Below are 26,794 nucleotides of genomic sequence, written 5' to 3'. Positions count from 1 at the left end.
AGTCAGTCTTCCGGCTTCATCGTCACCGCTCGCCGTGTGCGTACCTGCGCACGGCGAGCGGCGCGAACACCGCGATCAGTACAGCGCACCAGGCGAGCGACCCGGCGACGGGATGAGCGACCGGCCAGGCGGCACCCTCCGGCACGGGTGCGTTCCCGAAGAGGTCCCGCAGGGCCGTTGTGACCGCGCTGATCGGGTTCCACTCGGCGACCGTGCGCAGCCAGCCCGGCAGACCCTCGGTCGGAATGTAGGCGTTGGACAGCAGCGGCAGCACGAAGGTCGCCCCACCCAGCTGGCCGGCGGCCTCCTCGTTCCGGGTGAGCAGCCCGAGGAATATCCCGACCCACGACATCGCGAACCGGAACAGCAGCAACAGCGCCACCGCGCCCGTGGCTTCGAGTGCCGACCCCTCGATCCGCCAGCCCACCGCGAGCCCGACCAGCAGGAACGGCACGGTCCCGGCGGCCGTCACGAGGAGATCCGCGGCCGCCTGCCCCAGCGGCACGGCGGCCCGGCTCATCGGCAGCGTCCGGAAGCGGTCCATCACGCCGCGGTGCGTGTCCTGGGCGGCCTGGAACATGCCGGTCATGAGCCCGTTGGCCGCGGTCGCCACCAGCAGGCCGGGCACCAGGAAGGACCGGTACTGCGCGCCGGGCATCGCCAGCGCGCTGCCGAAGACATAGCCGAAGAACAGCAGCATGGTGATCGGCATGGTCTGGGTCAGGATCAGCAGCCCCGGGTTGTTCCGGATTCGCCGCAGCTGCCGGCCCAGCATCGCGCCGCCGTCGTACGCCAGGGTGCTCATGCCGCACGCTCCTCTTCTCGGACTTCCTGGGTGAGGCGCAGGAACACGTCGTCGAGGGTCGGTGGTTTGAGGCTCGCGTCGAGCAACGGCACGCCCGCCGTGTCGAGTTCGCGCACCAGGCGGGGGAGCGTGAGCGTGCTGTCCCGGGTGACCGCGGCGACGGCACGCCGCTCGTGGTCGAACGACGGCTCGGCGCCGGTGAGTTGATCCAGTACGGCCGCCGCCTTCGCCATGACCTCGGGGTCGGTGACGACGACCTCGACATGCGCGCCGATCAGCGCCTTGAACTGGGCCGGTGAGCCCGTGTGTGCGACCCGGCCGTGGTCCACGAGGGCGATGTCGTCGGCGAGCCGGTCGGCCTCCTCCAGGTACTGCGTGGTGAGCAGCACGGTCGTGCCGTCGGCCGTCAGTGCGCGCACCGCGTCCCAGATCTGGTTGCGGCTGGCGGGGTCGAGGCCGGTCGTCGGTTCGTCGAGGAAGAGGACGTCCGGGCGCCGGACGAGACTCGCCGCCAGGTCCAGGCGGCGCCGCATCCCGCCCGAGTAGGTGGACACCTGCCGGTCGGCGGCCTCGGTCAGCCCGAAGCGGTCCAGGAGCTCGCCGGCCCGCCCGGCCGGCCCGCGCACCCGGTGCAGCCGGGCGAACAGCTGGAGGTTCTGGCGGCCGGTGAGGTCCCCGTCGACCGACGCGTACTGCCCGGTGACGCCGATCCGGTGCCGCACGGCTGCCGCCTCCCGCACCAGGTCGTGACCGGCGATGCGCGCCGAGCCCGCGTCCGGACGGAGCAGCGTCGTCAGCAGGCGTACGGCCGTGGTCTTGCCCGCGCCGTTCGGTCCGAGGACCCCGCAGATCGTCCCCTGCGCGACCGCGAGGTCCAGTCCGCGCAGGGCGTGTACCTCACCGAATCGCCTCTCCAGACCTTCACTAAGTACAGCGTACGTAGAAGTCATGGCTCGACCATAGCGCACTACGTACGGTGTACGTAACTAGGATGGTGTGCGAGGTGATGATCGATGGCGGGCAAGGCGGCCGAGCCGCAAGTGATCTGGGCGCGCCCCGAGCGGACCGGGCGTGGTCCCAGGCCCGCGTTCACGCGTGCGGACATCGCGGCCGCGGCGGTGCGGATCGCCGACACCGGCGGGCTGGATGCCGTGTCGATGCGGCATGTCGCGGCCGAGCTGGGCTGCGGCACGATGTCGCTGTACAACTACGTCCCCCGTAAGGAGGACCTGTACGAGCTGATGATCGACGCGGTGGGTGCCGAGCACGACATCCGGGAGCCCTCGGGCGACTGGCGTGCCGACATGATCCGCAACGCGCAGGAGACCCGCGGGCTCATGCACCGGCACACCTGGGTGCCGCGGCTGATGTCAGGGGTGTACGGCTTCAGCCCCAACACCCTGCGCTACCTGGAGCACTGCCTGGCCTGTCTCGAACCGCTCGACGTGCCGTACAGCGTGAAGATGGAGCTGGTCGCACTGCTCAACGGTGTCGTGACGACGTACACCGCGAACGAGATCGCCACCGCCGAGCGCACCCGTGCCATGCCCTGGTCCGAGGAGGATGAGAACGCGGTCCGCATCGCCTACCTCGGCAGCCAGGTCGCCACCGGCAAGTATCCGCGGCTGGCCGCGGCCTTCATGGCGGACAGCGGGCCGATCGATCTGGAGGCGGTGTTCAGACGGGCGCTCGAACGGGTGCTGGACGCCTTCGACCCCGACCTGCGTTAGATCAGCGTGAGTTGACCCTCGGGTCCCTCTTCGTGCCCGTCCAGCACCGACGCCGGCCTGCGGGCCGACTCCGGGACCGGCAGGACATCGGCCCTGTGAAGGTCGGTTGCCGTGATGGGGGACGTCAACTCGGGGCCGAGTGGCTGGAGTTCCGCCAGCAGCGCCAGCACCGTGATCAGCTCCAGCAGCTCCGACGTCCAGGCCTGTGGCCAGGTCGTCGGCCGGATCGCCGCCAACGTGCCCGGTTCCGGTTCGCCGGTGCGGGCCGTGAACCACTGTTCCAGGATCCGCACGCCACTCACCTCGAAGTCCCAGGCTTCCGGTGGCACGGGGGAGATGCGGCCCTCGTCGAGGTGGAGGGTCTCCTCGTCGCGGTCGTAGTGCAGGGTGAGCGGGCGGGCGGGAAGGGGAGCTCGGACGTACGGGCGGCGGCCTCCCGGCAGCTTGGGGCGGTCGCCGTCGCGGCGCATCAGCCACAGCAGGCGGTGGCCCAACTCGACGCCGCGCGACCAGAGTTCGGGGTCCTGCGTGAGAGGGACGGTGAGGTCGGGGCGGGCGGCGGCCAGGATCCAGGCCAGGACGTCCGCCGCGGTGGGGGAGTGGCCGAGCCGGGACGTCAGGTGGTGCAGCAGGCCCGGGGCCAGATTGGGTTCCTCGCCGCCTGGGCGGCGGTACAGGGGGTGGACGCGGCCCGGGCGGAGCAGCGGGAGCAGCGAGGTCGCCAGCAAGGGGGAGCCGGGCGTCTCCAGGACGAAGACCTGCTGCTCGTCCGCCACCCGCCACAGCTCGGGGCGGGCCGCGTCGATCAGGCGGTGGTCGGGGATCAGCCACTGCTCGTCGAACGGGGCGTACAGCACGCGCACCGGCTCGGCGCACGGGCCCGTCGCGCGGATCAGCTTCTCCGTGCCGGCGGACTGGCCCGGCAGCCGGCCGACCGCCGAGTGCAGGGTGCGCGAACGCGTCGGTTGGAGCAGGGCTTCCCGGTCCGGGCCCTCGGCCTTCACGAAGGCGTCCCAGCGGGCCTTCAGGGACGCCGCGTCGGGGCCCGCCGGCCACCCCCGGCCGAGCCGCGGCGGTGCGACGGACCACGGCATGAGGTCCGCCAGCAGCGGAGCGTCGTCGTGCGTCACGCTGGGCATCGTACGACCTGTCGACGACACGCGGGTCAGGTGGCGTCGAGGGTCACCGAGAAGGAGAAGCGGTCCCCTCGATAGTGGATGACCGCCGCGTCCAGCACCCGGCCGTCCGTGTCGTACGTCACGCCCGTGTAGTGCAGGATCGGGCTCAGCAGCGGGACTTGGAGCAGCCGGGCCGTCTCCGGGTCCGCCAGGCGGGCCTCGACCGTGTCCGTGATGCGGCTGATGTCCGCCCCGACGACGTCCCGCAACACCTTGGTCATCGGCCAGCGGGCGAGGTCCTCCAGGTCGATGCGCGCGGCCAGTTCGGGGCGGACGTAGTTGCGGGCGTGGTTGGTCGGCTCGCCGGTCTTCTCGTCGCTGCGCAGGCGGTGGTACGTCGCCACCTCGTCGACGTCGGGGAAGTACTCGGCGACTTCGGCCGGCACCGGCGCGGTGCCGTGGTCCAGCAGCTCGGTCGCCATGCCGGACTGCTGGGCCACGATCGCGTCCACCGAGCCGAGCAGCCGCACGGGGGTGCCCCGGCGGACGTCCGGCTCGATGAAGGTGCCGCGTCTGCGGTGGCGGGTGATCAGGCCCTCGTCCTCCAGCTCCTTCAGTGCCTGCCGCATGGTCAGCACGCTCACGCCGTAGTGCTCCGCCAACTGCTCCTCGGTGGGCAGCCGCAGCGGGTCCTGCGGCCGGCGGCCCAGTATCGAGGCGCGCAGCGACTGCGACACCTGGTACCAGAGCGGCAGCTTGCGGTTCAGGACGATCGAGTCCGGGGCGAAGGAGGTCACGGGGCCATCCGTACCGGTCGGGGATCCTTACTGCAACCGAGTGAGCCGTGGGCTGAGAGCGCCCTGGAGGCGAACGGCCGTCAAATCGAGCGGAAGTGCCGCTCCAGGCCCTGCCAGACGTCGTCGTAGCGCTGTTGCAGGTGCTCGGCGCGGGCCGCGTGCGGGGTGAGCGTCACCGGCCACCGGGTCTCGAACATGAACGCGAGGCCGTCGTCGACCTTGTGCGGCTTCAGCTCGGCGGCGCTCGCCTTGTCGAACGTCTCCCGGTCCGGGCCGTGCGCCGACATCATGTTGTGCAGCGAGCCGCCGCCGGGCACGAAGCCTTCTGCCTTCGCGTCGTAGGCGCCCTCGATGAGGCCCATGTACTCGCTCATCACGTTCCGGTGGAAGTACGGCGGGCGGAAGGTGTCCTCGCCCACCAGCCAGCGCGGCGCGAAGACCACGAAGTCGACGCCGGCCAGGCCGGGGGTGTCGGACGGGGACGTCAGCACCGTGAAGATCGAAGGGTCGGGGTGGTCGTAGGAGATGGTGCCGATCACATTGAAACGGCGCAGGTCATAGATGTACGGCACATGGTTGCCGTGCCAGGCGACCACGTCGAGCGGTGAGTGGTCGTAGGTGGCCGTCCAGAGGTTGCCGCAGAACTTGTTCACCACCTCCACCGGCCCCTCGACGTCCTCGTACGCGGCGACCGGCGCCATGAAGTCCCGGGCGTTCGCGAGGCCGTTGGCGCCGATCGGGCCGAGGTCGGGGAGGTGGAAGGGGGCGCCATAGTTCTCGCACACATAACCGCGCGCAGAGGCATCCAGCAGCTCCACACGGAAGCGCACCCCACGGGGAACCAGCGCCACATGTCCCGGCTCCACATGCAGCAGCCCGAACTCCGTGTGCAGCAGCAGCCCGCCGCGCTCCGGCACGATCAGCAACTCGCCGTCGGCGTCGCTGAAGACGCGGTCCATCGAGGAGTTGGCGTGATACAGGTGCACGGCCATCCCGGTGCGCTGGGTCGCGTCGCCGTTGCCGCCGACGGTCCACAGGCCGGCCAGGAAGTCGGTCCCGGGTGCGGGCTCGGGCAGGGGGTTCCAGCGCAGACGGTTCGGGTCCGGCACGGACTGCGTGAAGGGGGCCGTACGGATCGCGCCGTTGTCGGTGCGGGTGAACGCCGGGTGGGCGGCCGACGGGCGGATGCGGTACAGCCATGAGCGGCGGTTGTGGGCCCTCGGCTCGGTGAACGCCGAACCGCTCAGCTGCTCGGCGTAGAGGCCCAGCGGGGCGCGCTGGGGTGAGTTGCGGCCCTCCGGGAGGGCGCCGGGCACTGCCTGCGAGCTGTGCTCGTTGCCGAAACCGGAGAGGTAGGTCAGCCCTTCCGCGGTCTTCCGCGCGTCCCCGCCCATGATCGCTCCTTTGAGATCTGATTCCTATGCTTCACCGTAGGATTGCGGTTTCGTGAGCGCAAGACATTCGCTGATCCTCCTTCGGAGGTACGACGAGAACCGGACGCCGACCAGACTTCAGGGGGATCCGGCTGCCGGACCGGTGTTCTAGTCTCCCGGCATGTCGTGGACGCGGAGGCTGCTCGCCGCGCTCGCGGTCTGTGTCCTGCTGGTGACCGGATCCGCGGGCTGCGGCTCCAGTGATGCCCGAGGGCGGACGGAGAGCGGCGCGTCGCCCTCCCCGGTGGGCAAGGTCCTCGACGACATCGACGGCGACGGGCGGCACTACCGCGAGGTCGACGAGGGCAGCGCGCCGGAGGTCGACATCGAGGTGCAGCCGGACCCGGACAGCGGCGGTGGGGGCACCTCCCGCTCGAGCGAAACCGGGAGTGGGGGAGGCTGGGGCGTACGGCTGACCCTCCGCGGCTTCCGCTTCTCGCCCCCCGGTGCGAAGGCGCAGGCGGTGGCCGGCCGCGGGCTCGCGTACCTCTTCGTGGACGGCCGCCTCGTCACCAGGCTCCGCACTCCTGGGTACCGCCTCGCGGCCGGCCTTGTCCCGCGCGGCACGCACAAGGTCACCGTCCGCCTGTACGCCGACGACGGCACGGTGTGGGCGGTGAGCGGCGCCCCTGTCGAGAGTGCGGCCGACATCACGGCATCGGAGGCGGAGGCGGAGGCGACCGTGACGCCGACGTCGACGCCGGACCCGTCCACCGCGGCACTGAGTGCGCCGGGCACCCGCCTCCGTACAGGGGGTCGAGGTTCACCGGACCGAGGCGGAAAGGCATCATGAGGACCGTGCCCCACCCAGAAACGCTTCGCCGGGCGCCCGTGCAGCGGCGCAGCGCCGAACGGCTCACCAGGATCCTCGACGCCTGCGCCGACCTCCTCGACGAGGTCGGCTACGACGACCTGAGCACGCGGGCCGTCGCCCAGCGCGCGGGCGTTCCCATCGGCTCGGTCTACCGGTTCTTCGGCAACAAACGCCAGATGGCCGACGCCCTCGCCCAGCGCAACCTCGAGCGCTACACCGCCCGCGTCACCGAGCGCCTCAAGGAGACCGGCGGCGGAGGCTGGCGGGCGGCCATGGACGCCGTGCTCGACGAGTACCTCGCCATGAAGCGCACCGCGCCCGGTTTCTCCCTCGTCGACTTCGGCAACCAGATCCCGGTCGGCACCCGCAACGAACCCAACCACCGCGTCGCCGACCGCCTCACCGACCTGCTCTCCGGCTACCTCGACCGCGAACCGGACGAAGACCTGCGCCGCATCTTCCTCGTCGCCGTCGAGACCGCCGACACCCTGGTCCACCTCGCCTTCCGGGTGGCACCCGAGGGCGACGAGCGGATCATCGGCGAGGCGCGGGAGCTGCTGCGGGCGTATCTGGCGCGGGTGCTGGACTGACGCGGGGTCCACCGGGGCGAGCCTGCAGTCCGGGCGGATCAACGCGTCCAATTTGCGCATCCTGACGGTTCACCCGTCGGCGGCCGCGGATTACGGTTTTCCGATGGTATGAACCGTCTGCTTATGCGACTCTCTGGGGCATGGGTGCAGACAACCCCGTCTCCATCGGCGGGTCGGTGCAGGGGCAGAACGTTGTCATCGGGGGGACCCAGGAGGTCCATGGGAACCTGTCCATCACGGTGGGGGCAGGGCCCGGGCCCGCGGACGAGCGGGAGCGGCTGCAGCAGTTGATCGATCAGCTCACGGCCGAGCTGAGCAGAGTACCGGCGGAGCACGCGGCCGAGGTCGACGAGGTGGTCCTCGCCGCCGAGGACGCCGTCCGGGAGACCGAGGGCGACAGCCCGGAGCAGGGCCGCCTGCGGCTCCGCGGCGAGGCCCTCACGCGCGCCGCCGCACGGCTTGCCGAGATCGGCCCGGGCATCGTCGCCCTCGCCACTCAAGTGGCCGAGGCGATCACGAGATTCGGGTGAGCGACGCCTACGCCGGGTGGCGGACCGGTTTCTCCCGCGACTTCCGGCTCTTCGCTCGCCTCCTCGGCGAGGACCCCACCCTGAGCGTTCCCTACGGAATCGTCTCCGGGGCCCTGCTCTGGGGGGCACGCGAGCGGCCGGACCTGCTGGAACAGGTCTGCGGCCGGGGCCCGCTGACCACAGCGGCCGCCGCGCTGCGGGACGTCGCCCCACTCCTTCTGGCGGCGTCGCTGAGCCGGTCCGCGCGGACCGATGAGGCGCTCCGGCACCAACTCGACCTGCTGCTGGAGCACTTCCGGGAAGACTGCCTGCGGCTCGGACTGCTCGGCGGCATCGACGTCAGCGGGCATGTCGAGGGTGTGAACGTCATCATCGGCGGTGCCCAGTACGTCGCCGGTGATCTGATCCTCACCCAGAACCGGCCGCCGGCCTGGACGCGTCCGGCAGCGCCCAACCCGCCGCCGCACTTCGTCGGCCGGGAACGCGAACTCGCCCGGATCCGGGAAGTCCTGCGCGCAGGGGGCAGCGTCGCGGTCACCGGCCTGCAGGGCATGGGTGGGATCGGCAAGACCGCGCTGGCGTTGAAGGCCGCCACGGAGCCCGAGTTCGGCGCGGTGCTGTGGGCCTCGCTCGGCCCGGCCCCCTCGGCGGTCACCCACCTGTTGGCCTGGGCCCGGCACGCCGATCCCGACTTCGACGCCGACGACGGACCGCCGGAAGTTCTCGTCGACCGGGTCCGCTCCGCACTGACCCGACTGGTCGCCGAGCACTGCCCGGGGCCGGTCCTGGTCGTCCTCGACGACGTCTGGGAAGGCGAGTCGACCCAGGTCGCCCGCCTGCTGCAGCGCGCCGCCCCCGCGGGCGCCGCCCACCTGATCACCACGCGCTCGCAGTTGGTCGTCGCCCAACTGCGCAGCACCCGGCTGGAGGTGCGGCCGCTGGAGCCGGCCGATGCGGTGCGGATGCTGCGCAACCTGCTGGCCGGCGAACCGGATCTCGCGGAGCACCATCTGAGGGACTTGGCGGAAGTCGTCGGGTTTCATCCCCTCGCCCTCGAACTGGCCGCCGGACAGGTGCAGTTGCAGGAGCGGCCCGCGACGGAGATCGTCGACCTGATCGCCGAACTGCGCGGAGGTATCCCCGCGGGGAGCCCTTTTCGCCGGATCAGGCTGGAACTGGGGGAGAGCCGTGAGGACAGCCTGGAAACCGTGCTGTCCCTCAGCTACGCCCGCCTGCGTCCGGAGGACCAGGCCCGCTTCCGGGCCCTTGGAGTGTTCGCCTACGGCGTTGATTTCGACCGTGCGCTGTGCCGCGCCGTCTGGGACGACGACGACCCGAGGCCGGGGCTGGACCGGCTCAGACACCGTGCCCTGCTGACCGTCGCCCCGCAGGAGGGGTGGTACCAGCAGCACCAGCTGCTCAGGGCGTACGCCCGGGCACTGCTGGTGTCCTCCTCGGAACCGGAAGGCGTGCGTGAGCGCTATACGCGGTTCGTCCTGGGAGTCGCCGACGGATTCACCGCTCTGCCGCCGCACGGCTGGGGCGATCTCGACCCGTACATCCCCCATGTCGAGGAGGTCGGCGGCTTCGACCTCCCCGACCAGGACGCCCTCGACCTCGCGTTGCGCACCCGCGTGCTGCTGCGCACCCGGCGGGAACTGGCGCACCCCGAATGGCTGGAGCGCGGGCTGGAGGTGAGCCGTTCCCGGCTCGACCTCGGGCACACCGCGCTGCTCCTCGCCGAACTGGGCCAGGAACGTGCCTTCCGCTCAGACGCGATCAGTGCCACGCGCCTTTTGCGCGAGGCTCTCGAAATCGCCGAGCAGACCGGTGACACCTCGGGGATGGCGCGTATCCAGGAGGAGCTGGGCGCGCTGCTCATGCACTCCGACCCCGACTCCGCATGCCGGTACACGGACCTGGCCATCGAACTGTACGAGGACCTCGGCGACCCCTCGGGACTCGCTCGGGCCGTGCTGCTGATGGCCGACTGGCAGGCCTTCGGCCACCGGCCGTTCGCGGAGCGGGAGCGGGCCGCCGCCCTGCTGGACCAGGCGGAGGAGGCGTTGCAGCGGGCGGGCCGGCCGACCACCGAGGTGGTGCTGCGCAGGGGCCGCCTCCACGACACGCTCGGCGAGCGCGAGAAGGCGATCGCCCTGCTCGGCGAGGCCGTCACTCAGTTTCGCGATCAGGCCCGGCGTGACCGGGAGGGCATGGCGCTGCTGTTGCTCGCGTCCGCGCTCGCCAACGCGGACCGGATGTCCGAGGCGCGCGAACGGCTGCCGGAGGCGATCTCCCTGCTCACCGCCACCGGCCCGGCCGCCGCGGTGGCCACCGCCTGGCGCAACCTGGGGGAGGCCCACCTGTACGCGGGCGATCACCGCGCCGCGCTGGACTGCTTCGCCGAGGCTCTCCCGCTGGTCCCGGGGGTGTCCATGCGCTTCCTCAACGAGGACGCCACCGCCGACGGCGTCGCCCCCGCCCGGTTCGGGGCGCAGGTCGAGGACGTCGCCAAGCTCGCCCACGTCGAACAGTTCCGTCAGCGCTCGGACCTGCAGAAGGAGTCGGGACCTCTTCAGGAGCTGCCCGACGACGTCCTGCACCATCTCATCACCGGCACGCTGGCCCCACCCGCCGGCTGGTCCCAGGCACTCGACGCGTTCGCCGACCGGCTGGCCGCTCACGGCGCGCGCTTCGCCGAGGCGGTGGAGTTCGTCCGCGCACTCGCGGGGACCGGCCCGCGGCCCCGCACCGGACGGTTCGTGGAGTTCCTGCCGGTGATCGACCATCGCCGTTCCTTCGACAAGCTGCTCTATCCGCCGGAAAAAGCCGCACTCTTCGCGACCAACACACTCGCCGTGGTGCTGTCCGCCCCGGACCGTCACGACGAGTGGGCGACCGCGCTGCGTCAAGCCCGGCGCGACGCCCGACTGTGGGGGGACGTGGCCGAGGAGCGGTACCTGGACGCGCTCCTGGGAGTCCTGGCGGGGCGCTGCGCCTCCCTCCCGGAGAGCAACCCGTACGCACCCTGCCTCGTGGGCGTCCTCAACAAGCTCAGCGACCACATACGGCTCCCCGCCGAGGACCTGGTGGAGCGGGCTGTCGCCGCGCGCGTCGCCGTCCCGGAGGCCGGTGCGCCGCTCCTGGACGAACTCGGCGAGGTGCGGCTGGAGGCCGTACGGCACGGAGCCGACGACGAAACCGCGTTCGCCGACGAGCTGATCGCCCTGGTCGGCGGAGAGCCGCCCGCGGCGCCCTACAGCGGCCCCTACCGCGAACTGCTCGACGCGGCGGCGGCGGCCGTCGCCGACGGACGGCAGATCATGGTCCCCCTGCCGGCCACCATGGCCGACGCGCTCGTCGTGCTGACGGTGACCGCCATGACGCGCAGCCCGAAGGCCCGGGACAGAGCGATCCGAGGGCTGACGGACATGGCCCGCGACGCGCGGCGCGGTGGCCGATTCGACGAGGCCGACCTCCATCACGCGCTGGCCGCCCTGCTCGACGGCCGACCCGTCGACACCGAGATCTACTACGGCCGGGTCGTGGAGATGGCGAGGGATCTCGCCCGGACGCAGGAGCCGACCCCGCCCGCGGACGACCTCCTGCCCGAGGCGGAGGTCCGGCGCCTGGTGGAAGCGACGGTAGGGGCCCTGACGTCGGCCCCGGAGACGCGTGCCCCGCTCGGCGCGGAACTGTCCGCCTACCGGCGCGCTCTCGGGGAGCGAGGACCGGGCTGGGAGACCGAGGCCGCTCTCGCGGACGCGCTCATCGCCGAGTTGACTCCGTCCGGACCCACCGCGCAGGCCGCACTGCCACAAGGCCATCCCTACGCCGCGGCGGTGGCGCGGGTCCGTTCCGATCGCGCCGCGTACGCGCGGATCCGGGCGGCCGGCGGCATTCTCACCCCCGGTGAGCTGCGGGACCTGGTCGAGGAGACGGGGCGGCAGGTCAAGGAGGTCGTCGACTTCACCGCCGAGACCATGTCCGCGGCGATGGAGAACGGCCCGGAGGCCATGGCCGACGGCATGAGCGCACTGAACCTGAGGGTGCTGGAGCAGGCCCGCTGGCAGGACCACCTGCGCAGGCTCCGCCGGGAGTACCGCCGCGAGGCCCGCCACCTGGAGGTCGAACTCTGCGCGGCGCTGATCAGCATCGTCGACCAGCAGCCCTTCCGGATCGACGACGCCGGCCCGTACGCCGGTCCAGTGCGGGAGATGACCGAACGGATCGGGTTCCGGCTCTCGATGCCGCTCGACACTGAGCTGGCGGCCCTCAGTCTCGACGAGGAAAGCCATACGCGGGCGTTCCGGGACACGCTCTCCGGACGCGGCCGCTTCGTCAGTGCACTGCCCTCCCTCATTGGCTCTGTCGTGGCGGCCGCCACTTTCCTGAGCACGGATGCTCCTCGCATGGAACGCGTGCTGGAACGCACGGCGGCCGATCTGCGCGCCCGCGACCAGCTCCCTCTCGAGGACGAGGCCGATCTGCTGAACGCCCTGCTCACCCTGGTCCGCGGTGGCTCGCCCCAGCTGCCGCCAGGGCACACCTACGGGCACGTCCTCGCCCGCACGGTGTAGAGCGTCGGGCTTTTACGAGGCGATCTCACCTGGCCGGGAAGTCTCACCGGCACCGAGATCCTCGGCTTTGCCTTCGGCGTCTTCAGCGCCTGCACACTCGCCCCGGAAACCTTCGCCGACGAGCAGACCCGGCTCCGTGAAGCGCGCGACACCCACCGCGACGACGACCCCGAGACCCGCGCCTTCCTCGACGCCCTGCTCATCCTCCTCGACGGTCGCCCCTCCGACCTCCCCGAGGACAACCGCTACCGCCCCTTCCTCCTCATCACCCGCGACCAGATCACCGCCTTCCGCACCTCCGGCGAGGAACCCGGGTGAAGCCGACGCCGGGGCCGGCGGGCCGGCGAATTCGCGACCTCACCCCCTGAGGGGGCTCCCCTCCATGCCTACCGGTCGGTATCCTCGACCCCACGTCCGTGCGTCATCGTCGACGCCACCCACCGGGAGGACCCGTGTCCCGCACCGCACTGCGCATCTGCCCCCTGTGTGAGGCCACCTGCGGCCTCACACTCACCATCGAGGGGACGAACGTCACCGGCGCCCGCGGTGACCGCGACGACGTGTTCAGCAAGGGGTTCATCTGCCCCAAGGGCGCCTCCTTCGGGGCCGTCGACGGCGACCCCGACCGGCTGCGCACCCCGCTCGTGCGCAAGGACGGCGAGCTGCGCGAGGCCACCTGGGAGGAGGCCTTCGACGCGGTCGCCGCCGGTATCCGCCCCGTCGTCGAGCGGTACGGCCCGAACGCGGTCGGCATCGTGCTCGGCAACCCCAACGTGCACACCATGGCCGGCGCCCTCTACCCGACGGTGCTGCTCGCCGGCCTGCGCACCCGCAGCCTCTTCACCGCGTCCACGGTCGACCAGATGCCCAAACACGTCTCCAGCGGCCTGCTCTACGGCGACGCCAACGCGATCCCCGTGCCGGACCTGGACCACACCGACCATCTGCTCCTGATCGGCGCCAATCCCCTGGAGTCCAACGGCAGCCTGTGCACCGCCCCCGACTTCCCCGGCAAGCTGAAGGCGCTCAAGGCCCGCGGCGGCACCCTCACCGTCATCGACCCGCGCCGCACCCGCACCGCGAAACTCGCCGACCGGCACATCGCGATCCGGCCCGGCACGGACGCGCTGCTGCTCGCCGCGATGGCGTACGCGCTCTTCGAGGAAGGCCTCGCCGATCCGCGAGAGCTGACCCCACACCTCCAGGGGATCGACGAACTCCGGGACGCCGTACGGGACTTCACCCCCGAAGCCGTCGCCGACGCCTGTGACGTGGACGCCGGCACGATCCGCACCCTCGCCCGCGAACTCGCCGCCGCCCCCACCGCCGCCGTCTACGGCCGCATCGGCAGCTGCACCGTCCCGCACGGCACCCTGGCCAGCTGGCTGGTCGACGTGCTGAACATCCTCACCGGCAACCTCGACAGCCCCGGCGGCGCCCTCTTCCCACAGGCGGCCACCGACAGGACGCCGCGCCCCGCGGGGCCCGGCCACGGCTTCGCGCTCGGGCGCTGGCGCTCCCGGGTCGGGCGGCACCCCGAGGCGAAGGGGGAACTGCCGCTCTCCGCGCTCGCCGAGGAGATCGACACCGCCACCGAGGAGGGCGAGCCGATCCGGGCGCTCGTCGCCGTCGCCGCCAACCCCGTCCTGTCGGCCCCCGACGGCGACCGCCTCGACAAGGCCCTCGGCTCCCTCGACTTCATGGTCAGCGTCGACCCGTACCTGAACGAGACCTCGCGCCACGCCCACGTCGTGCTGCCACCGCCCCCGCCCTCGCAGAGCCCGCACCACGACTTCGCCTTCAACACCCTGGCTGTCCGCAACCAGGTCCGCTACACCCGCCCCGCCGTGCCGCTGGAGCCGGGCCGCATGGCCGAGACCGAGATTCTGGCCCGGCTGATCCTCGCCGCCACCGGCATGCACGGCGCCGATCCGTCCGCGGTCGACGACCTGGTCATCGGCCAGACCCTCGGCAAGGCCGTCAAGGAAGCCCACTCGCCCGTCCACGGGCGTGACCCCCACGAGCTCGCCGGCCTGCTCGACGGCGTCAACGGCCCCGAGCGGCGCCTCGACATGATGCTGCGCCTCGGCCCGTACGGCGACGGCTTCGGCGCCCGCCCCGACGGCCTGACCCTGCAGAAGCTGCTGGACCACCCGCACGGCATCGACCTCGGGCCGCTCCGGTCCCGGCTGCCGCAGCCGCTGAAGACCGCCAGCGGCAAGGTCGAGCTGCTGCCGGGGCCCATCGCCGACGATCTGCCCCGCCTCCGTGAGGCGCTGCGGGACCGGCCCGACGGGCTCGTCCTCGTGGGCCGCCGCCATCTGCGCTCCAACAACAGCTGGATGCACAACGTGCCCGCCCTCACCGGCGGCACCAACCGCTGCACCCTGCACATCCACCCCGAGGACGCCGAGCGGCTCGGCGTACGCGACGGGGCGGCCGTACGCCTCAAGGGTGCCGGGGGAGAGGTGACCGCCCCCGCCGAGGTCACCGACGGCGTGCGCCCCGGCGTGGTGAGCCTGCCGCACGGCTGGGGCCACGACCGTCCCGGTACCCGCCTCAGCCACGCCGCCGCCGCCCCCGGCGTCAACGTCAACCAGCTCCTCGACGGCAGCCTGCTCGACCCGCTGTCGGGCAACGCGGTGCTCAACGGGGTGCCGGTCGAAGTGGTCCCGGTGGCCGAAAAGATCACGGCTCTGACCTGAGCAAAGCTCTGACCTGGAGTTTTGCGCTTATTGCTCGCATGTCAACGTCTTGTTAAGGCTGTTTGAACGGACCTAACGTCGTCCCACCGCCGGCCCTGGTGGGTCGTTCAAGGGCGAACGTTAGGTATCCACTCATGCTGACCATCCTTGGCTTCGCCATGATCGCGACCTTCCTGGTCCTGATCATGATGAAGAAGATGTCGCCGATCGCGGCGCTCGTGCTGATTCCGGCACTGTTCTGCGTCTTCGTCGGAAAGGGCGCCAAGCTCGGTGACTACGTCATCGACGGTGTCACGAGCCTCGCCCCCACCGCGGCGATGCTCATGTTCGCGATCGTCTACTTCGGTGTGATGATCGATGTCGGTCTCTTCGACCCGATCGTCCGGGGGATCCTGAAGTTCGCCAAGGCTGACCCGATGCGGATCGTCGTCGGTACGGCGATCCTCGCCGCGATCGTCTCGCTCGACGGCGACGGCTCGACCACCTTCATGATCACGGTCTCGGCGATGTACCCGCTGTACAAGCGCCTGAAGATGAGCCTGGTCGTGATGACCGGTGTGGCCGCCATGGCCAACGGCGTGATGAACACCCTGCCGTGGGGCGGCCCGACCGCCCGCGCCGCCACCGCGCTCAAGCTCGACGCCAGCGACATCTTCGTCCCGATGATCCCGGCCCTGCTGGTCGGCCTGCTGGGCGTCTTCGTCCTCTCGTACTTCCTGGGCCTGCGCGAGCGCAAGCGGCTCGGTGTGCTGACGCTGGACGAGGTCCTGGTCGAGGAGAAGGCCGAGGACAAGGAGTCCGAGACGGTTCTCGTGGGCGCCGGCGGCTCCGGCGACGCGAAGACCCCCGTGGCCACCGGCGGCGCCGGTTCCGGTACCGACGCAGAGGACGAGGAGGAGGAGCGCTTCACGGTCCTCGACCCGAACCGCGCCACCCTGCGCCCCAAGCTGTACTGGTTCAACGCGCTGGTCACGGTCGTCCTGCTCACCGCCATGATCATGGAGTGGCTGCCGATCCCGGTGCTGTTCATCCTCGGTGCCGCCCTCGTGCTCACCGTGAACTTCCCGCACATCCCCGACCAGAAGGCCCGGCTCGCCGCCCACGCCGACAACGTCCTGAACGTCTCCGGCATGGTCTTCGCCGCCGCCGTCTTCACGGGCGTCCTGCAGGGCACCGGCATGGTCGACCACATGGCCCGCTCGATGGTCGACGTCATCCCCGAGGGCATGGGCCCGCACATGGCCCTGGTCACCGGTCTGCTGAGCCTCCCGCTCACCTACTTCATGTCGAACGACGGCTTCTACTTCGGTGTCCTCCCGGTCCTCGCCGAGGCCGGCGCGGCGCACGGCGTCACCCCGCTGGAGATGGCCCGCGCCTCCCTGGTCGGCCAGCCGCTGCACATGTCGAGCCCGCTCGTCCCGGCCGTGTACGTCCTGGTCGGCATGGCCAAGGTGGAGTTCGGCGACCACACCAAGTTCGTGGTGAAGTGGGCGGCGCTCACCTGCCTGATCATCCTCGCGGCGGGAATGCTCTTCGGCATCATCTGAACCGCCCCAGCCCTCTGAAGCATCCGATCCGCACGTACCTTTCCAGGAGGACACGTTCATGGCGCCCGGTGGGAACCGCGGCTGGCTGCTCCGCCTCGTCATCGCCTTCAGCTTCGCGCAGGGGGCGGTGTCGATGGCCCGGCCCGCCGTCTCCTACCGGGCGCTGGCGTTGGGCGCGGACGAGCGGGCGATCGGTGTGATCGCGGGGGTGTACGCCCTGCTCCCGCTGTTCGCCGCCGTCCCCCTGGGGCGCCGCACCGACCACGGCCGCTGTGCGCCGCTGCTGCCCGTCGGGGTCGTGCTGATATCGGGCGGCTGCGCGATGAGCGGCATCGCCGACTCCCTCTGGGCGATGGCGGTCTGGAGCGGTGTGATGGGCCTCGGTCACCTGTGCTTCGTCATCGGTGCCCAGTCGCTCGTCGCCCGCCAGTCCGCGCCGCACGAACAGGACCGCAACTTCGGCCACTTCACCATCGGCGCCTCCCTCGGCCAGCTGGTCGGCCCGATCGCCGCGGGCGCGCTGATCGGCGCCCGGGACATGGCGGGCACCAGCGCGTTCGCCCTGCTGGTGGCGGGCGCGGGCGGCGCGGTCGCGCTCACCTCGCTGTGGCGCATAGAGAGCCGTACGGCGTCCAAGTCCCGTAAGGAACAAGGCGAACGGGCCCCTGTGCAGCGCATCCTGCGCGCCCGGGGCGTGCCCGCCGGCATCTTCATCAGCCTCGCCGTGCTGTCCGCGACCGACATCCTCACCGCCTACCTTCCGGTGGTCGGCGAGCACCGGGGCATCGCGCCGTCGGTGATCGGCCTCCTGCTGAGCCTGCGCGCGGCGGCCTCCATCGCGTGCCGCCTGGTCCTGACGCCTCTGCTCCGGCTGCTCGGCCGTACCCTGCTGCTGACCGTGACCTGTCTGCTGGCGGCCCTGCTGTGCGCCGGGATCGCGCTGCCGGTGCCGGTGTGGGCGCTGGCCCTGATGCTGGCGGTGCTGGGCTTCTGCCTCGGCGTGGGCCAGCCGCTGTCCATGACGACGGTCGTCCAGGCGGCCCCCGACGGCGCCCGCTCCACCGCCCTCGCCCTGCGCCTGACCGGCAACCGCCTCGGCCAGGTGGCCGCACCGGCCTCCGCGGGCCTGGTCGCCGGCATCGCGGGGGTGGCGGCGCCGTTCGTGATGCTGGGGGCGCTGCTGTTGCTGTCGGCGGGCATCGCCGTACGGACCCCGAAGCGGCCCGAAGGGCCCGGAGCGGCCGCGCGGGAGCGGCCGAAGCGCTCCCGGTTCCGCCGGACGAGTGATCTTTGACGACGCGCCGGACATCGGTACGGCGAGTCGCTGTACGCGTAGCGGAGAGTCAGGCGAAGGAGCGATTTGTATGAAAATCGTCTGAATCAGAGGAGCGCGCATGCCGACCCTGACACCCTCACGTACGTTCCGCGCCCGCGCGGGCGCCACTGTCGTCCTCACGGCCCTCGCCGCGGCGGGCGCGTCGTGGGTGGCGGCGCCGACGGCGACGGCCCAGGCGAACGGCGACATCAGGATTCACGGCGAGGGCATGCCCTACGGCACCCCGGATGACGAGGCGGTGGTCTGCAGGTTCTACCTCGATGCCGTCAACTTCGACACTCTCCCCTCGATCGAGTACACCATCACGCCGCAGCCTCCGCTGCCCAGCGCCGCTACCGTCACCGGCACCGTCCAGCTCGCAGGGGGCGCCGGTCACACCGATTTGCTGGGGCTGGCGGACGGCCAATACATGATCACCTGGACCGTGGACGTCACCAACACCAAGCGGAAGCTCTTCCGTGTCAAGTGCGGCGACAGGCGGGAGGGAAGGGGCGGCCCGCAGGGGCGCATCGAGGACCACGGCGACAACGAAGGATGGGGGCGTGGCGACCACGACCCGAAGGGCGGGGTGCACGCGGGCGGCGGCGGCCTCATCGACACCGCGGCCGCGTACGCACCGGTGACCGCCGCGGCGGCCGTGGGTCTGGTCGCCGTCGGTGGCACCGCGTACGTCCGCAGGACCCGCCGGCGGCCCGATGGTGCCGCGTAGGCGCAGACGCAGGCCCTGGCACCGGACCCGCGCCTACCGCCTGGCCAGGACGGCCATGCTCACCGTCGTCCTGGTCATGGTGGTGGTGCGGTGCGACGGACATGGCACGCCGACCGCAGGCCAGGCCCACGCTGCCGCCCCCGCCAAGCCGACGCCGCCGCCCCGCCCCCTGCCGCGCTCCAGGCCGACGTCCCTGCGTATCGAGGCCCTGGGCATCGACGCCCCGATCACGGGCCTCGGGCTCGACGGGAACCAGGAGTTGGGGACACCGCCCGTCGACAACCCGAACATCGTCGGCTGGTACCGGGGCGGCCCCACTCCCGGCGAGCCCGGCACCGCCATCGCCGTCGGCCACCGTGACACCAGGACCGGTCCCGCCGTGTTCGCCGGGCTCGCCTCGGTCAAGCGCGGCAAGAAGATCGAGGCGCGGCGCGCGGACGGCCGTACCGCCGTGTACACCGTGGACCGGGTGAAGGTCTACGACAAGGCTGGCTTCCCCGACAAGGAGGTCTACGGCCCCACCCGGCGCCCGGAACTCCGCGTGATCACCTGTGGTGGCCTGTTCGGCCGGCGGACGGGATACACCAGCAACGTGGTGGTCTTCGCCCATCTGACCGCGACCCGCGAGCCGCCCCGGACGGCGACCCCGGAGCGGTCCCGGACGGCGACCCCGGACGCTCCCCGGACGGTGACCCCGGACGCTCCCCGGACGGTGACCCCGGACCCGCCCAGGACGGGGATTCCCGAGCCTTCTCGGACGGGGATTTCCCAGCCGCCCGCGACGGCGACCCCCGAGTCGTCCCGGGTGGTGATCCCCGAAGCTCTGCGGCCGGCTGCGCCCCAGGCCGCCCAAACGCTCGACCCGTTCCCCGAGGCGCCTGGCCGGCCCTTCCCGGTGCTCGACCCGCACTGAATCCGGGCGTCGCCTTCTCACTTGCTGGACCCAAGCGTCCGGTCCTGTCCAGTCTCTTCCCCGGCCGCATACATTCCGTTAGCTTCCGTGACCCACACGCCCCGTACGACCCGCACGAGGCGTACCGACCGCGGAGCACCAGCGCCTGAATCAGCCCTCGGGGGCAGCAGCCATGACACGCGCCATCTCTCTGCACGACGTGAGCAAGACGTACACGCGAGGCGTCCGCGTCGTGGACCGGCTCTCACTGGACATCGAGCCCGGCGAGTTCCTCGTCCTCCTCGGCCCCTCCGGCTGCGGCAAGTCCACCGTCCTCAGGATGATCGCCGGCCTGGAGGAGATCGACGAGGGCGAGTTGCTGCTGGACGGCGAGTACGCCAACGACCTGCTGCCCGCCGCCCGGCACATGGCGATGGTCTTCCAGAACTTCGCCCTCTACCCGAGCATGACCAGCCGCGACAACATCGGCTTCCCACTGCGCATCGAGGCCCCCGGCGCGGACCCGCGCCCGCGCGTGGACGCCACCGCCCGCATGCTGGGCATCGAGGACCTCCTCGACCGCTTCCCCGCCCAGCTCTCCGGCGGCGAACGCCAGCGCGTGGCCATGGGCCGGGCCATCGCCCGCCACCCCACCGCGTTCCTGATGGACGAGCCGCTGTCCAACCTCGACGCCAAGCTCCGCAACTACCTGCGCGCGGAGATCTCCGGCCTCACCCGGAAGCTGGGCGTCACCACGGTGTACGTCACCCACGACCAGGCCGAGGCGATGTCGCTCGGCGACCGGGTCGCCGTCCTGCGCGGCGGCGTCCTCCAGCAGGTCGGCACCCCGCGCTCGGTGTACGCCCTGCCCCGCAACGTCTTCGTCGCCGCCTTCATCGGCACCCCGCGCATCAACCTCCTGCGCGGCGTCGTACGCGCCCCGCTCGACGGCGCCATGACCATCAGCCTCGGCAAGCAGTACCTGCGCCTGCCCGAACCTCTCTCCCTGGACCATCAGTTGCTCCGCGTCCAGCAGGGCCGCGAGGTCATCGTGGGTCTGCGCTCCGAGGCGGTCCGCATCGCCAAACCCTCCGCGGCCCGTCCCGGTGAGGTGCACATCACCGGCCTGGTCGAGCATGTCGAGTTCCAGGGGCACGAGGTCCTCGTCCACTTCAACACCGGCTCCCGCCCCGCGGTCGTACCCGACCTCGAAGCGCCGCGCGTCGCGGCCCGGCCCACGCGGCGCCGTCGCCGTGGGGGAGGCCGGGACGGCACGGTCCTGGACCGCCTCCGGGAACGCGCGGGTGGCCTGCGCGCCGGGCCGGTGGTGGTCCTCGACCAGCCGGGCGACGCCGCCCCCGATCCGGCTCCGCCCGAGGGCCGCCTCCCCGGTGACCTCATCGTCCGCACCACGCCCGACATCGACTTCCGCCACGGGATGCAGGTCCCCCTCCTCGTCGACCTCGCCCACCTGTTCGTCTTCGACCAGCACGGCGAACGCATCTGCCCGGCGCCGGCGCGATTGCCCGATCTGGAGGAGTGAAGTTCGTCGGATACAGGTACGTATGGGCGCATGAACGTGCAACTCACCCGTACCCGGGCCGCCTTCGCGGTGGCCGGTCTGCTGCTGGCCGTCGGCGCGCCGACCGCTTACGCCACCCTCGACGACGGCACCTCACCGACACCGGCCGCGTCCTTTGCGCCGTCCCGGGGGGAGCCGTACATCGAGACGCAGCTGTTCTTCGGCACCGCGCGCCCCGACGGCGGTCCGGCCGTCACCGACAGGCAGTTCATGGCGTTCGTCGACAAGGAGGTCACGCCGGACTTCCCGGACGGGCTCACGATCCAGGCCGGGCGCGGGCAGTGGCGGGACGCGAACGGCACGATCGAGAAGGAGCGGTCGTACGAGTTGATCCTGCTCTATCCGCAGACGCAGGCGCTGAGCAGCGACCGGAAGATCGAGGAGGTCCGCCGCGCCTACGAGAAAGCCTTCGGCCAGGAGGCGGTGGGGAGGGTGGACGACGAGGCGCGCGTCGACTTCTGATGTCATGGGCCGCGCGGCGCAGCCGCACGTCGATACGGCTGGCGCATAAAAACTAACGCCGCTAGTTTATGAGCCGGACGACGAGACAGCCCTGCCCGGGAGGAAGCGCAATGAAGGCACACGACGACATGTACATCGACGGCGCCTGGCGCCCCGCCGCGGGCCAGGACGTGATCGAGGTGGTCAACCCGGCCGACGAGCAGGTCGTCGGCCGGGTCCCGGCCGGCACCGCCGAGGACGTCGACACCGCCGTACGGGCCGCTCGCGCCGCCCTTCCGGGCTGGGCCGCGACCCCGCCCGCCGAGCGGGCCGCGCGGCTGGCAGCCCTCCGGGACGCCCTGGAGGCCCGCAAGGACGAGATCGCCGAGACGGTCACCGCCGAGCTCGGCTCGCCGCTGAAGTTCTCGCAGGGGGTGCACGCGGGCGTGCCGATCGCGGTCGCGGGCTCCTACGCCGAGCTGGCGGCGACGTACGCCTTCGAGGAGAAGGTCGGCAACTCGACCGTCCACCACGAGCCCATCGGGGTGGTCGGTGCCATCACGCCCTGGAACTACCCGCTCCACCAGATCGTCGCCAAGGTCGCCCCGGCGCTCGCGGCGGGCTGCACGGTGGTGCTGAAGCCCGCTGAGGACACCCCGCTGGTCGCCCAACTCTTCGCCGAGGCGGTGCACGAGGCCGGCGTCCCCGCGGGCGTCTTCAACCTGGTCACCGGCCGCGGCCCGGTCGCCGGCCAGGCGCTCGCCGAGCACCCGGGTGTCGACCTGGTCTCCTTCACCGGCTCCACGGCCGTCGGCCGGCAGATCGCCGCGGTGGCCGGCGCGGCCATCAAGAAGGTCGCCCTGGAGCTGGGCGGCAAGTCCGCCAACGTCATCCTGCCGAGCGCGGACCTCGCCAAGGCGGTCAACGTCGGCGTCGCCAACGTCATGTCCAACTCCGGGCAGACGTGCAGCGCCTGGACGCGGATGCTGGTGCACCGGGACCAGTACGACGAGGCCGTGCAGCTGGCCGCGGACGCCGCCGCGAAGTACGGCGAGCGCATCGGGCCGGTGGTGAGCGCCAAGCAACAGGAGAGGGTCCTCGGTTACATCGAGAAGGGGGTCGCCGAGGGGGCGCGGCTGGTCGCGGGCGGCCCCGAAGCGCCGCGCGAGCAGGGCTGGTTCGTCAGCCCGACCGTCTTCGCCGACGTGACGCCCGAGATGACCATCGCGCAGGAGGAGATCTTCGGCCCGGTCCTGTCGATCCTGAAGTACGAGGACGAGGCGGACGCCCTGCGGATCGCCAACGGCACGGTCTACGGCCTCGCGGGCGCCGTCTGGGCGGGCGAGGAGGCGGAGGCGGTGGCCTTCGCGCGCCGTATGGACACCGGGCAGGTCGACATCAACGGCGGCCGCTTCAACCCGCTCGCCCCCTTCGGCGGCTACAAGCAGTCGGGTGTGGGCCGCGAACTCGGCGCGCACGGCCTGACCGAGTACCTCCAGACCAAGTCCCTCCAGTTCTAGGGGAGTTTCATCCATCATGGCTGTCCGCGCCGCCGTCCTGCCCGCCATCGGCTCCCCGCTGGAGATCACCGACATCGACCTGCCCGACCCCGGCCCCGGCCAGGTCCGCGTACGCCTCGCCGCCGCCGGCGTCTGCCACTCCGACCTGTCCCTGTCCAACGGCACCATGCGCGTCCCGGTCCCCGCGGTCCTCGGCCACGAGGGCGCCGGCACGGTCGTGGCCGTGGGTGAGGGCGTCACCCACGTCGCACCGGGCGACGGAGTCGTCCTCAACTGGGCGCCGTCCTGCGGCAGTTGCCACGCCTGCTCGCTCGGCGAGGTCTGGCTGTGCGCGAACGCGCTGAACGGCGCCGCCGACGTCTACGCCCGTACCGCCGACGGCACCGACCTGCACCCCGGCCTGAACGTCGCCGCGTTCGCCGAGGAGACGGTCGTGTCGGCCGGGTGCCTGCTGCCGCTCCCGGACGGCGTCCCGCTCACCGACGCCGCCCTGCTGGGCTGTGCCGTGCTCACCGGCTACGGCGCCGTGCACCACTCGGCGCGGGTCCAGCAGGGGGAGACGGTCGCGGTGTACGGCGTCGGGGGAGTGGGTCTCGCCGCACTGCAGGCCGCCAGGATCGCGGGCGCGGCGAAGATCGTCGCGGTCGATGTCTCCCCGGAGAAGGAGGAGCTGGCCCGGGCGGCGGGCGCCACGGACTACGTCGTCGCCTCCGAGAACACGGCCCGCGAGATCCGCGCCCTCACCGGCAAGCAGGGCGTGGACGTGGCCGTCGAGTGCGTGGGCCGCGCGACGACGATCCGCACCGCCTGGGACTCCACCCGGCGCGGCGGCCGCACCACGGTCGTCGGCATCGGCGGCAAGGACCAGCAGGTCACCTTCAACGCCCTGGAGATCTTCCACTGGGGCCGGACCCTCTCCGGCTGCGTCTACGGCAACTCCGACCCGGCCCGTGACCTGCCGGTCCTGGCCGAGCACGTCCGCGCGGGCCGCCTGGACCTGGGGGCGCTGGTGACGGAACGGATCGCGCTGGAGGGCATTCCGGCGGCGTTCGAGAACATGCTGGCGGGCAAGGGCGGCAGGGCACTGGTGGTGTTCTAGCGCCCGCGCCCGGCGCACCCCGGCCTCCGTGCGAGGCCGGGGTGCGAGGCATGTCCGGACTCCACGGTGCGTGCCATGTGCAGGTAAAAGTCCTGCTGCACGACCCGTTGACGGGCATACCGTCCGGTCAGTACGTTCCCGGGACCCGAACCACCCCCTGCTCCGTCCCCCGCACCCACCCGGAGTGTGCAGCATGGACACGGCCCCCGCGGCCCAGCCGCTCACCGCCACCGCTCCCGCCGCAGGCAATCGGCGCCGCGTAGCCACCGCGGCAGCCCTCGCCTCAGCCGTCGAGTGGTACGACTACTTCGTCTTCGGCATCGCCGCCGCTCTCGTCCTCGGCGATCTGTACTTCCCGTCCGGCAGCTCCACCGCAGGAGTACTCGCTTCCTTCGCCACCTTCGCCGTCGGCTTCCTTGCCCGCCCCCTCGGCGGCATCGTCGCGGGCCAGCTCGGCGACAAGCGCGGCCGCAAGCCGATGCTGGTCCTCGCGCTCACCCTCATGGGCCTCGCCACCACCGGCATCGGCCTGCTCCCGACGTACGACACGATCGGCGTCGCCGCGCCGATCCTGCTGGTCCTCTTCCGCGTGCTGCAGGGCATCGCCGTCGGCGCCCAGTGGGGCGGCGCGATGCTGATGGCCACCGAGTACGCCCCCGAGGGCAAGCGCGGCATCTACGGCAGCTTCGTCCAGCTCGGCGTCCCCATCGGCGTGGTGACCGCCAACACGGTGTTCCTGCTGGCCGGAGCGTTCACGACGGACTCCCAGTTCGCGGCCTGGGGCTGGCGCGCGCCGTTCCTCGTCGGCTTGCTCGTCCTCGTGCTCGCCTGGTACATCCACACGCGCGTCGAGGAGACGCCCGAATTCCGGGAGGCGGAGAAGGCGCTGGCCGAGAAGGAGAAGTCGGAGCAGTCCTCCCCGCTGCGCACGATCCTGCGCGGCCACCTCGGCACGGTGCTGCTCGCCGGCGGCTCCTTCGCGGTGAACACCGCGACCTTCTACATCATCATCACCGGCGTGCTCGACTACACGACCCGTGAACTCGGCATGAAGAAGAGCGCCGTCCTCACCGTCTCGCTCTGCATCAGCCTCACCCAGTTGGTGCTGATCCCGGCCGCCGCCGCGCTCTCGGACAAGATCGGCCGTATCCGCATCTACGCGCTCGGCGCGGCCGGCATCGGCCTGTGGGCGGTACCGCTGTTCCTGCTGATCGACACCGGGTCGCTGCTGTGGCTGGCGGTCGGCACATTCGTGGCCAGCTGTTTCCTCAGCATCATGTACGGCCCCCAGGCGGCCCTGTTCGCCGAGCTGTTCACGCCCGAGATGCGCTACACGGGCGCCTCCCTCGGCTACCAGATCGCGGCCGTGCTCGGCGGTGGCCTTGCCCCGTTCGTCATGGTGCTGCTGCTGGAGGCCACCGGCACCTCGATGGCCGTCTCCGGCTACATCATCGGCCTGTCGGTGATCGCCCTGCTGTCCATCAAGGTCCTCGCGGGCAGGGCGGGTTCCCGCTGATTCACGCCGACTCGCGGGTCTGCTCGGGTTGTGGCGAGGCCGCCACGACCCGGGCCACCCGCGTCCGGGACCGCGACACGGCGACCCCGGCCAGACACAGTGCCCCGCCCACCAGGGTGAGCAGCCCCGGCACCTCGCCCAGCGCCAGCCAGGACATCAGCACGACCAGCGCGGGCACCGCGTACGTGGTCGCGCCCATGCGGCTGGCGGTCGTACGGGCCAGGGCGTACGCCCAGGTCGTGAAGGCGAGGGCCAGCGAGAAGACGCCCAGATAGACCACGTTGAGGGTCGCGGAGACGGAGGCACCGGCCACGTCGTCGACGAGCTGCCCGCCGAACGGCAGGCAGAGGACCGCGCCGACCAGACACCCGAACGTCGTCACCTGGAGCGGGCTCGCATGGCCCAGCGCCGGCTTCTGTGCCACCACGCCGCCCGCGTACCCGACCGCGGCGAGCAGGCACAGCACCACTCCGAGCACCGAGGAGCCGCCCCCGCCCGACATCGACAGACCCACGGTCACCGCACCGGCGAACGACACCGCCATCCCCGCGAGCAGCCGCGGCGGCATCGGGTCCCCGAGCAGCCGGGCGCCCAGCAGCGCGATGAGGATGGGCCCGATGTTCACGACGAGAGCCGCCGTACCTGCGTCCACCTGCTGCTCGCCCCAGTTCAGCACGACGCTGTAGCAGCCGAACCACAGCAGGCCCGATATCCCGATCCCAGGCCAGGCCGCCCGAGGAGGCAGCCCCTCCCGGCGGACGAGGCAGATCACCCCCAGCACCAGGGCGCCGACGAGCAGCCGCCCCAGCGCGAGCGCGCCCGGCGAGTACTCGGAGCCCGCGCTGCGGATGGAGACGAAGGCGGAGGCCCAGAGAACGACGGTGACGGTGGCTGCGCCGGCGGCGAGCAGCTCCGTACGGCGGGCGGGGGAGGCGTTCATCATGCTCCAGAGGCTAGGGGGGAGTGGATCGGAAAGCTCGCGGATTTCGGACGGGGTGGCAGCTGCTCCGTCGTGACTCTGCGGGTGCGTCGTGGCTGGTCGCGCCCGCG

General features: G+C 71.7%; 20 protein-coding genes and 1 pseudogene. 15 read left to right on the top strand and 6 right to left on the bottom strand.

Annotated elements, in window-relative coordinates; genetic code table 11:
• Window positions 1–22: 22 nt before the first annotated feature.
• Both AB5J49_RS10175 and AB5J49_RS10170 read right to left on the bottom strand, forming a co-directional pair.
• Window positions 23–805: an ABC transporter permease gene (locus AB5J49_RS10175; protein ID WP_369168225.1), complete on the bottom strand. Its 783-nt coding sequence runs from the start codon at window positions 803–805 to the stop codon at window positions 23–25.
• Window positions 802–1,755 carry an ATP-binding cassette domain-containing protein gene (locus tag AB5J49_RS10170; RefSeq protein WP_369168224.1) on the bottom strand — a complete coding sequence of 318 codons (954 nt, stop codon included), beginning with the start codon at window positions 1,753–1,755 and terminating at the stop codon, window positions 802–804. The genes AB5J49_RS10175 and AB5J49_RS10170 overlap by 4 nt, the downstream gene beginning before the upstream one ends.
• A 63-nt stretch (window positions 1,756–1,818) precedes the next feature.
• On the opposite strand from AB5J49_RS10170, the gene AB5J49_RS10165 reads away from it, so the two are divergent.
• Complete coding sequence (locus AB5J49_RS10165) at window positions 1,819–2,535, top strand: TetR/AcrR family transcriptional regulator (protein WP_369168223.1); 717 nt, start codon at window positions 1,819–1,821, stop codon at window positions 2,533–2,535.
• On the opposite strand, the gene AB5J49_RS10160 is transcribed toward AB5J49_RS10165, so the two are convergent.
• The 3 genes from AB5J49_RS10160 to hmgA all read right to left on the bottom strand — a co-directional run bounded on the left by AB5J49_RS10160 (window position 2,532) and on the right by hmgA (window position 5,844).
• Window positions 2,532–3,674, bottom strand: coding sequence for a type ISP restriction/modification enzyme (locus AB5J49_RS10160; RefSeq protein WP_369168222.1), 1,143 nt, complete (start codon window positions 3,672–3,674; stop codon window positions 2,532–2,534). The two genes, AB5J49_RS10165 and AB5J49_RS10160, sit on opposite strands and share 4 nt — an antisense overlap.
• Before the next feature lie 26 nt (window positions 3,675–3,700).
• The gene (locus AB5J49_RS10155; RefSeq protein ID WP_369168221.1) at window positions 3,701–4,450 is read right to left on the bottom strand and encodes a GntR family transcriptional regulator; all 750 of its coding nucleotides are present in this window, start codon (window positions 4,448–4,450) and stop codon (window positions 3,701–3,703) included.
• Between the two features lie 80 nt (window positions 4,451–4,530).
• Window positions 4,531–5,844 (bottom strand): homogentisate 1,2-dioxygenase, encoded by a 1,314-nt coding sequence (hmgA, locus tag AB5J49_RS10150; RefSeq protein ID WP_369168220.1) that lies wholly within the window; start codon window positions 5,842–5,844, stop codon window positions 4,531–4,533.
• Window positions 5,845–6,004: 160 nt separating this feature from the next.
• Here hmgA and AB5J49_RS10145 point away from each other — a divergent pair, with 160 nt between their 5' ends.
• The 14 genes and pseudogenes from AB5J49_RS10145 (at window position 6,005) to AB5J49_RS10080 (ending at window position 25,744) form a co-directional block, all read left to right on the top strand.
• On the top strand, window positions 6,005–6,676 hold the full coding sequence (locus AB5J49_RS10145) for a hypothetical protein (RefSeq protein WP_369168219.1): 672 nt from the start codon (window positions 6,005–6,007) through the stop codon (window positions 6,674–6,676).
• The gene (locus AB5J49_RS10140; RefSeq protein WP_369168218.1) at window positions 6,673–7,287 is read left to right on the top strand and encodes a TetR family transcriptional regulator; all 615 of its coding nucleotides are present in this window, start codon (window positions 6,673–6,675) and stop codon (window positions 7,285–7,287) included. The genes AB5J49_RS10145 and AB5J49_RS10140 overlap by 4 nt, the downstream gene beginning before the upstream one ends.
• Before the next feature lie 140 nt (window positions 7,288–7,427).
• Window positions 7,428–7,817: a hypothetical protein gene (locus tag AB5J49_RS10135; RefSeq protein ID WP_369168217.1), complete on the top strand. Its 390-nt coding sequence runs from the start codon at window positions 7,428–7,430 to the stop codon at window positions 7,815–7,817.
• Window positions 7,814–12,397 (top strand): NB-ARC domain-containing protein, encoded by a 4,584-nt coding sequence (locus AB5J49_RS10130; protein ID WP_369168216.1) that lies wholly within the window; start codon window positions 7,814–7,816, stop codon window positions 12,395–12,397. Before AB5J49_RS10135 ends, AB5J49_RS10130 begins: the two co-directional genes overlap by 4 nt.
• Before the next feature lie 452 nt (window positions 12,398–12,849).
• On the top strand, window positions 12,850–15,102 hold the full coding sequence (locus AB5J49_RS10125; RefSeq protein ID WP_369168215.1) for a molybdopterin-dependent oxidoreductase: 2,253 nt from the start codon (window positions 12,850–12,852) through the stop codon (window positions 15,100–15,102).
• A gap of 134 nt (window positions 15,103–15,236) precedes the next feature.
• Complete coding sequence (locus AB5J49_RS10120) at window positions 15,237–16,649, top strand: CitMHS family transporter (protein ID WP_369168214.1); 1,413 nt, start codon at window positions 15,237–15,239, stop codon at window positions 16,647–16,649.
• A gap of 58 nt (window positions 16,650–16,707) precedes the next feature.
• Window positions 16,708–17,943 carry an MFS transporter gene (locus AB5J49_RS10115; RefSeq protein WP_369168213.1) on the top strand — a complete coding sequence of 412 codons (1,236 nt, stop codon included), beginning with the start codon at window positions 16,708–16,710 and terminating at the stop codon, window positions 17,941–17,943.
• 100 nt (window positions 17,944–18,043) lie between these two features.
• Window positions 18,044–18,694, top strand: coding sequence for a hypothetical protein (locus AB5J49_RS10110; protein WP_369168211.1), 651 nt, complete (start codon window positions 18,044–18,046; stop codon window positions 18,692–18,694).
• A pseudogene (locus tag AB5J49_RS10105) lies at window positions 18,681–19,319 on the top strand (class F sortase); the annotation flags it as partial. The gene AB5J49_RS10110 and the pseudogene AB5J49_RS10105, both read left to right, overlap by 14 nt.
• A 460-nt stretch (window positions 19,320–19,779) precedes the next feature.
• On the top strand, window positions 19,780–21,129 hold the full coding sequence (locus tag AB5J49_RS10100; RefSeq protein ID WP_369168210.1) for an ABC transporter ATP-binding protein: 1,350 nt from the start codon (window positions 19,780–19,782) through the stop codon (window positions 21,127–21,129).
• Window positions 21,130–21,159: 30 nt separating this feature from the next.
• On the top strand, window positions 21,160–21,630 hold the full coding sequence (locus AB5J49_RS10095; protein ID WP_369168208.1) for a DUF3574 domain-containing protein: 471 nt from the start codon (window positions 21,160–21,162) through the stop codon (window positions 21,628–21,630).
• 110 nt (window positions 21,631–21,740) lie between these two features.
• Window positions 21,741–23,129 (top strand): aldehyde dehydrogenase family protein, encoded by a 1,389-nt coding sequence (locus tag AB5J49_RS10090; RefSeq protein ID WP_369168207.1) that lies wholly within the window; start codon window positions 21,741–21,743, stop codon window positions 23,127–23,129.
• Window positions 23,130–23,145: 16 nt separating this feature from the next.
• Entirely contained in the window at window positions 23,146–24,228 is a 1,083-nt protein-coding gene (locus AB5J49_RS10085; protein ID WP_369168205.1) for a Zn-dependent alcohol dehydrogenase, read from the top strand.
• Between the two features lie 193 nt (window positions 24,229–24,421).
• Complete coding sequence (locus AB5J49_RS10080; RefSeq protein WP_369168204.1) at window positions 24,422–25,744, top strand: MFS transporter; 1,323 nt, start codon at window positions 24,422–24,424, stop codon at window positions 25,742–25,744.
• A 1-nt stretch (window position 25,745) separates the two neighbouring features.
• Here AB5J49_RS10080 and AB5J49_RS10075 read toward each other — a convergent pair whose 3' ends face one another.
• Complete coding sequence (locus AB5J49_RS10075) at window positions 25,746–26,684, bottom strand: DMT family transporter (protein WP_369175093.1); 939 nt, start codon at window positions 26,682–26,684, stop codon at window positions 25,746–25,748.
• Window positions 26,685–26,794: the final 110 nt, after the last annotated feature.

Source organism: Streptomyces sp. R28 (genome assembly GCF_041052385.1).
Taxonomy (GTDB): domain Bacteria; phylum Actinomycetota; class Actinomycetes; order Streptomycetales; family Streptomycetaceae; genus Streptomyces.
The sequence above is the reverse complement of the archived record's forward strand: the minus strand, read 5'-3'. Positions and strand labels throughout refer to the sequence as shown.

Excerpts from the sequence above, each read along its gene's own strand:
- AB5J49_RS10110 (WP_369168211.1), top strand. The coding sequence starts at position 18,044 with ATGCCGACCCTGACACCCTCACGTACGTTCCGCGCCCGCGCGGGCGCC.
- AB5J49_RS10145 (WP_369168219.1), top strand. The coding sequence starts at position 6,005 with ATGTCGTGGACGCGGAGGCTGCTCGCCGCGCTCGCGGTCTGTGTCCTG.
- hmgA (WP_369168220.1), bottom strand. The coding sequence starts at position 5,844 with ATGGGCGGGGACGCGCGGAAGACCGCGGAAGGGCTGACCTACCTCTCC.
- AB5J49_RS10095 (WP_369168208.1), top strand. The coding sequence starts at position 21,160 with ATGAACGTGCAACTCACCCGTACCCGGGCCGCCTTCGCGGTGGCCGGT.
- AB5J49_RS10115 (WP_369168213.1), top strand. The coding sequence starts at position 16,708 with ATGGCGCCCGGTGGGAACCGCGGCTGGCTGCTCCGCCTCGTCATCGCC.
- AB5J49_RS10170 (WP_369168224.1), bottom strand. The coding sequence starts at position 1,755 with ATGACTTCTACGTACGCTGTACTTAGTGAAGGTCTGGAGAGGCGATTC.
- AB5J49_RS10175 (WP_369168225.1), bottom strand. The coding sequence starts at position 805 with ATGAGCACCCTGGCGTACGACGGCGGCGCGATGCTGGGCCGGCAGCTG.
- AB5J49_RS10120 (WP_369168214.1), top strand. The coding sequence starts at position 15,237 with ATGCTGACCATCCTTGGCTTCGCCATGATCGCGACCTTCCTGGTCCTG.
- AB5J49_RS10135 (WP_369168217.1), top strand. The coding sequence starts at position 7,428 with ATGGGTGCAGACAACCCCGTCTCCATCGGCGGGTCGGTGCAGGGGCAG.
- AB5J49_RS10080 (WP_369168204.1), top strand. The coding sequence starts at position 24,422 with ATGGACACGGCCCCCGCGGCCCAGCCGCTCACCGCCACCGCTCCCGCC.
- AB5J49_RS10140 (WP_369168218.1), top strand. The coding sequence starts at position 6,673 with ATGAGGACCGTGCCCCACCCAGAAACGCTTCGCCGGGCGCCCGTGCAG.
- AB5J49_RS10165 (WP_369168223.1), top strand. The coding sequence starts at position 1,819 with ATGGCGGGCAAGGCGGCCGAGCCGCAAGTGATCTGGGCGCGCCCCGAG.
- AB5J49_RS10085 (WP_369168205.1), top strand. The coding sequence starts at position 23,146 with ATGGCTGTCCGCGCCGCCGTCCTGCCCGCCATCGGCTCCCCGCTGGAG.
- AB5J49_RS10090 (WP_369168207.1), top strand. The coding sequence starts at position 21,741 with ATGAAGGCACACGACGACATGTACATCGACGGCGCCTGGCGCCCCGCC.
- AB5J49_RS10100 (WP_369168210.1), top strand. The coding sequence starts at position 19,780 with ATGACACGCGCCATCTCTCTGCACGACGTGAGCAAGACGTACACGCGA.
- AB5J49_RS10160 (WP_369168222.1), bottom strand. The coding sequence starts at position 3,674 with ATGCCCAGCGTGACGCACGACGACGCTCCGCTGCTGGCGGACCTCATG.
- AB5J49_RS10075 (WP_369175093.1), bottom strand. The coding sequence starts at position 26,684 with ATGAACGCCTCCCCCGCCCGCCGTACGGAGCTGCTCGCCGCCGGCGCA.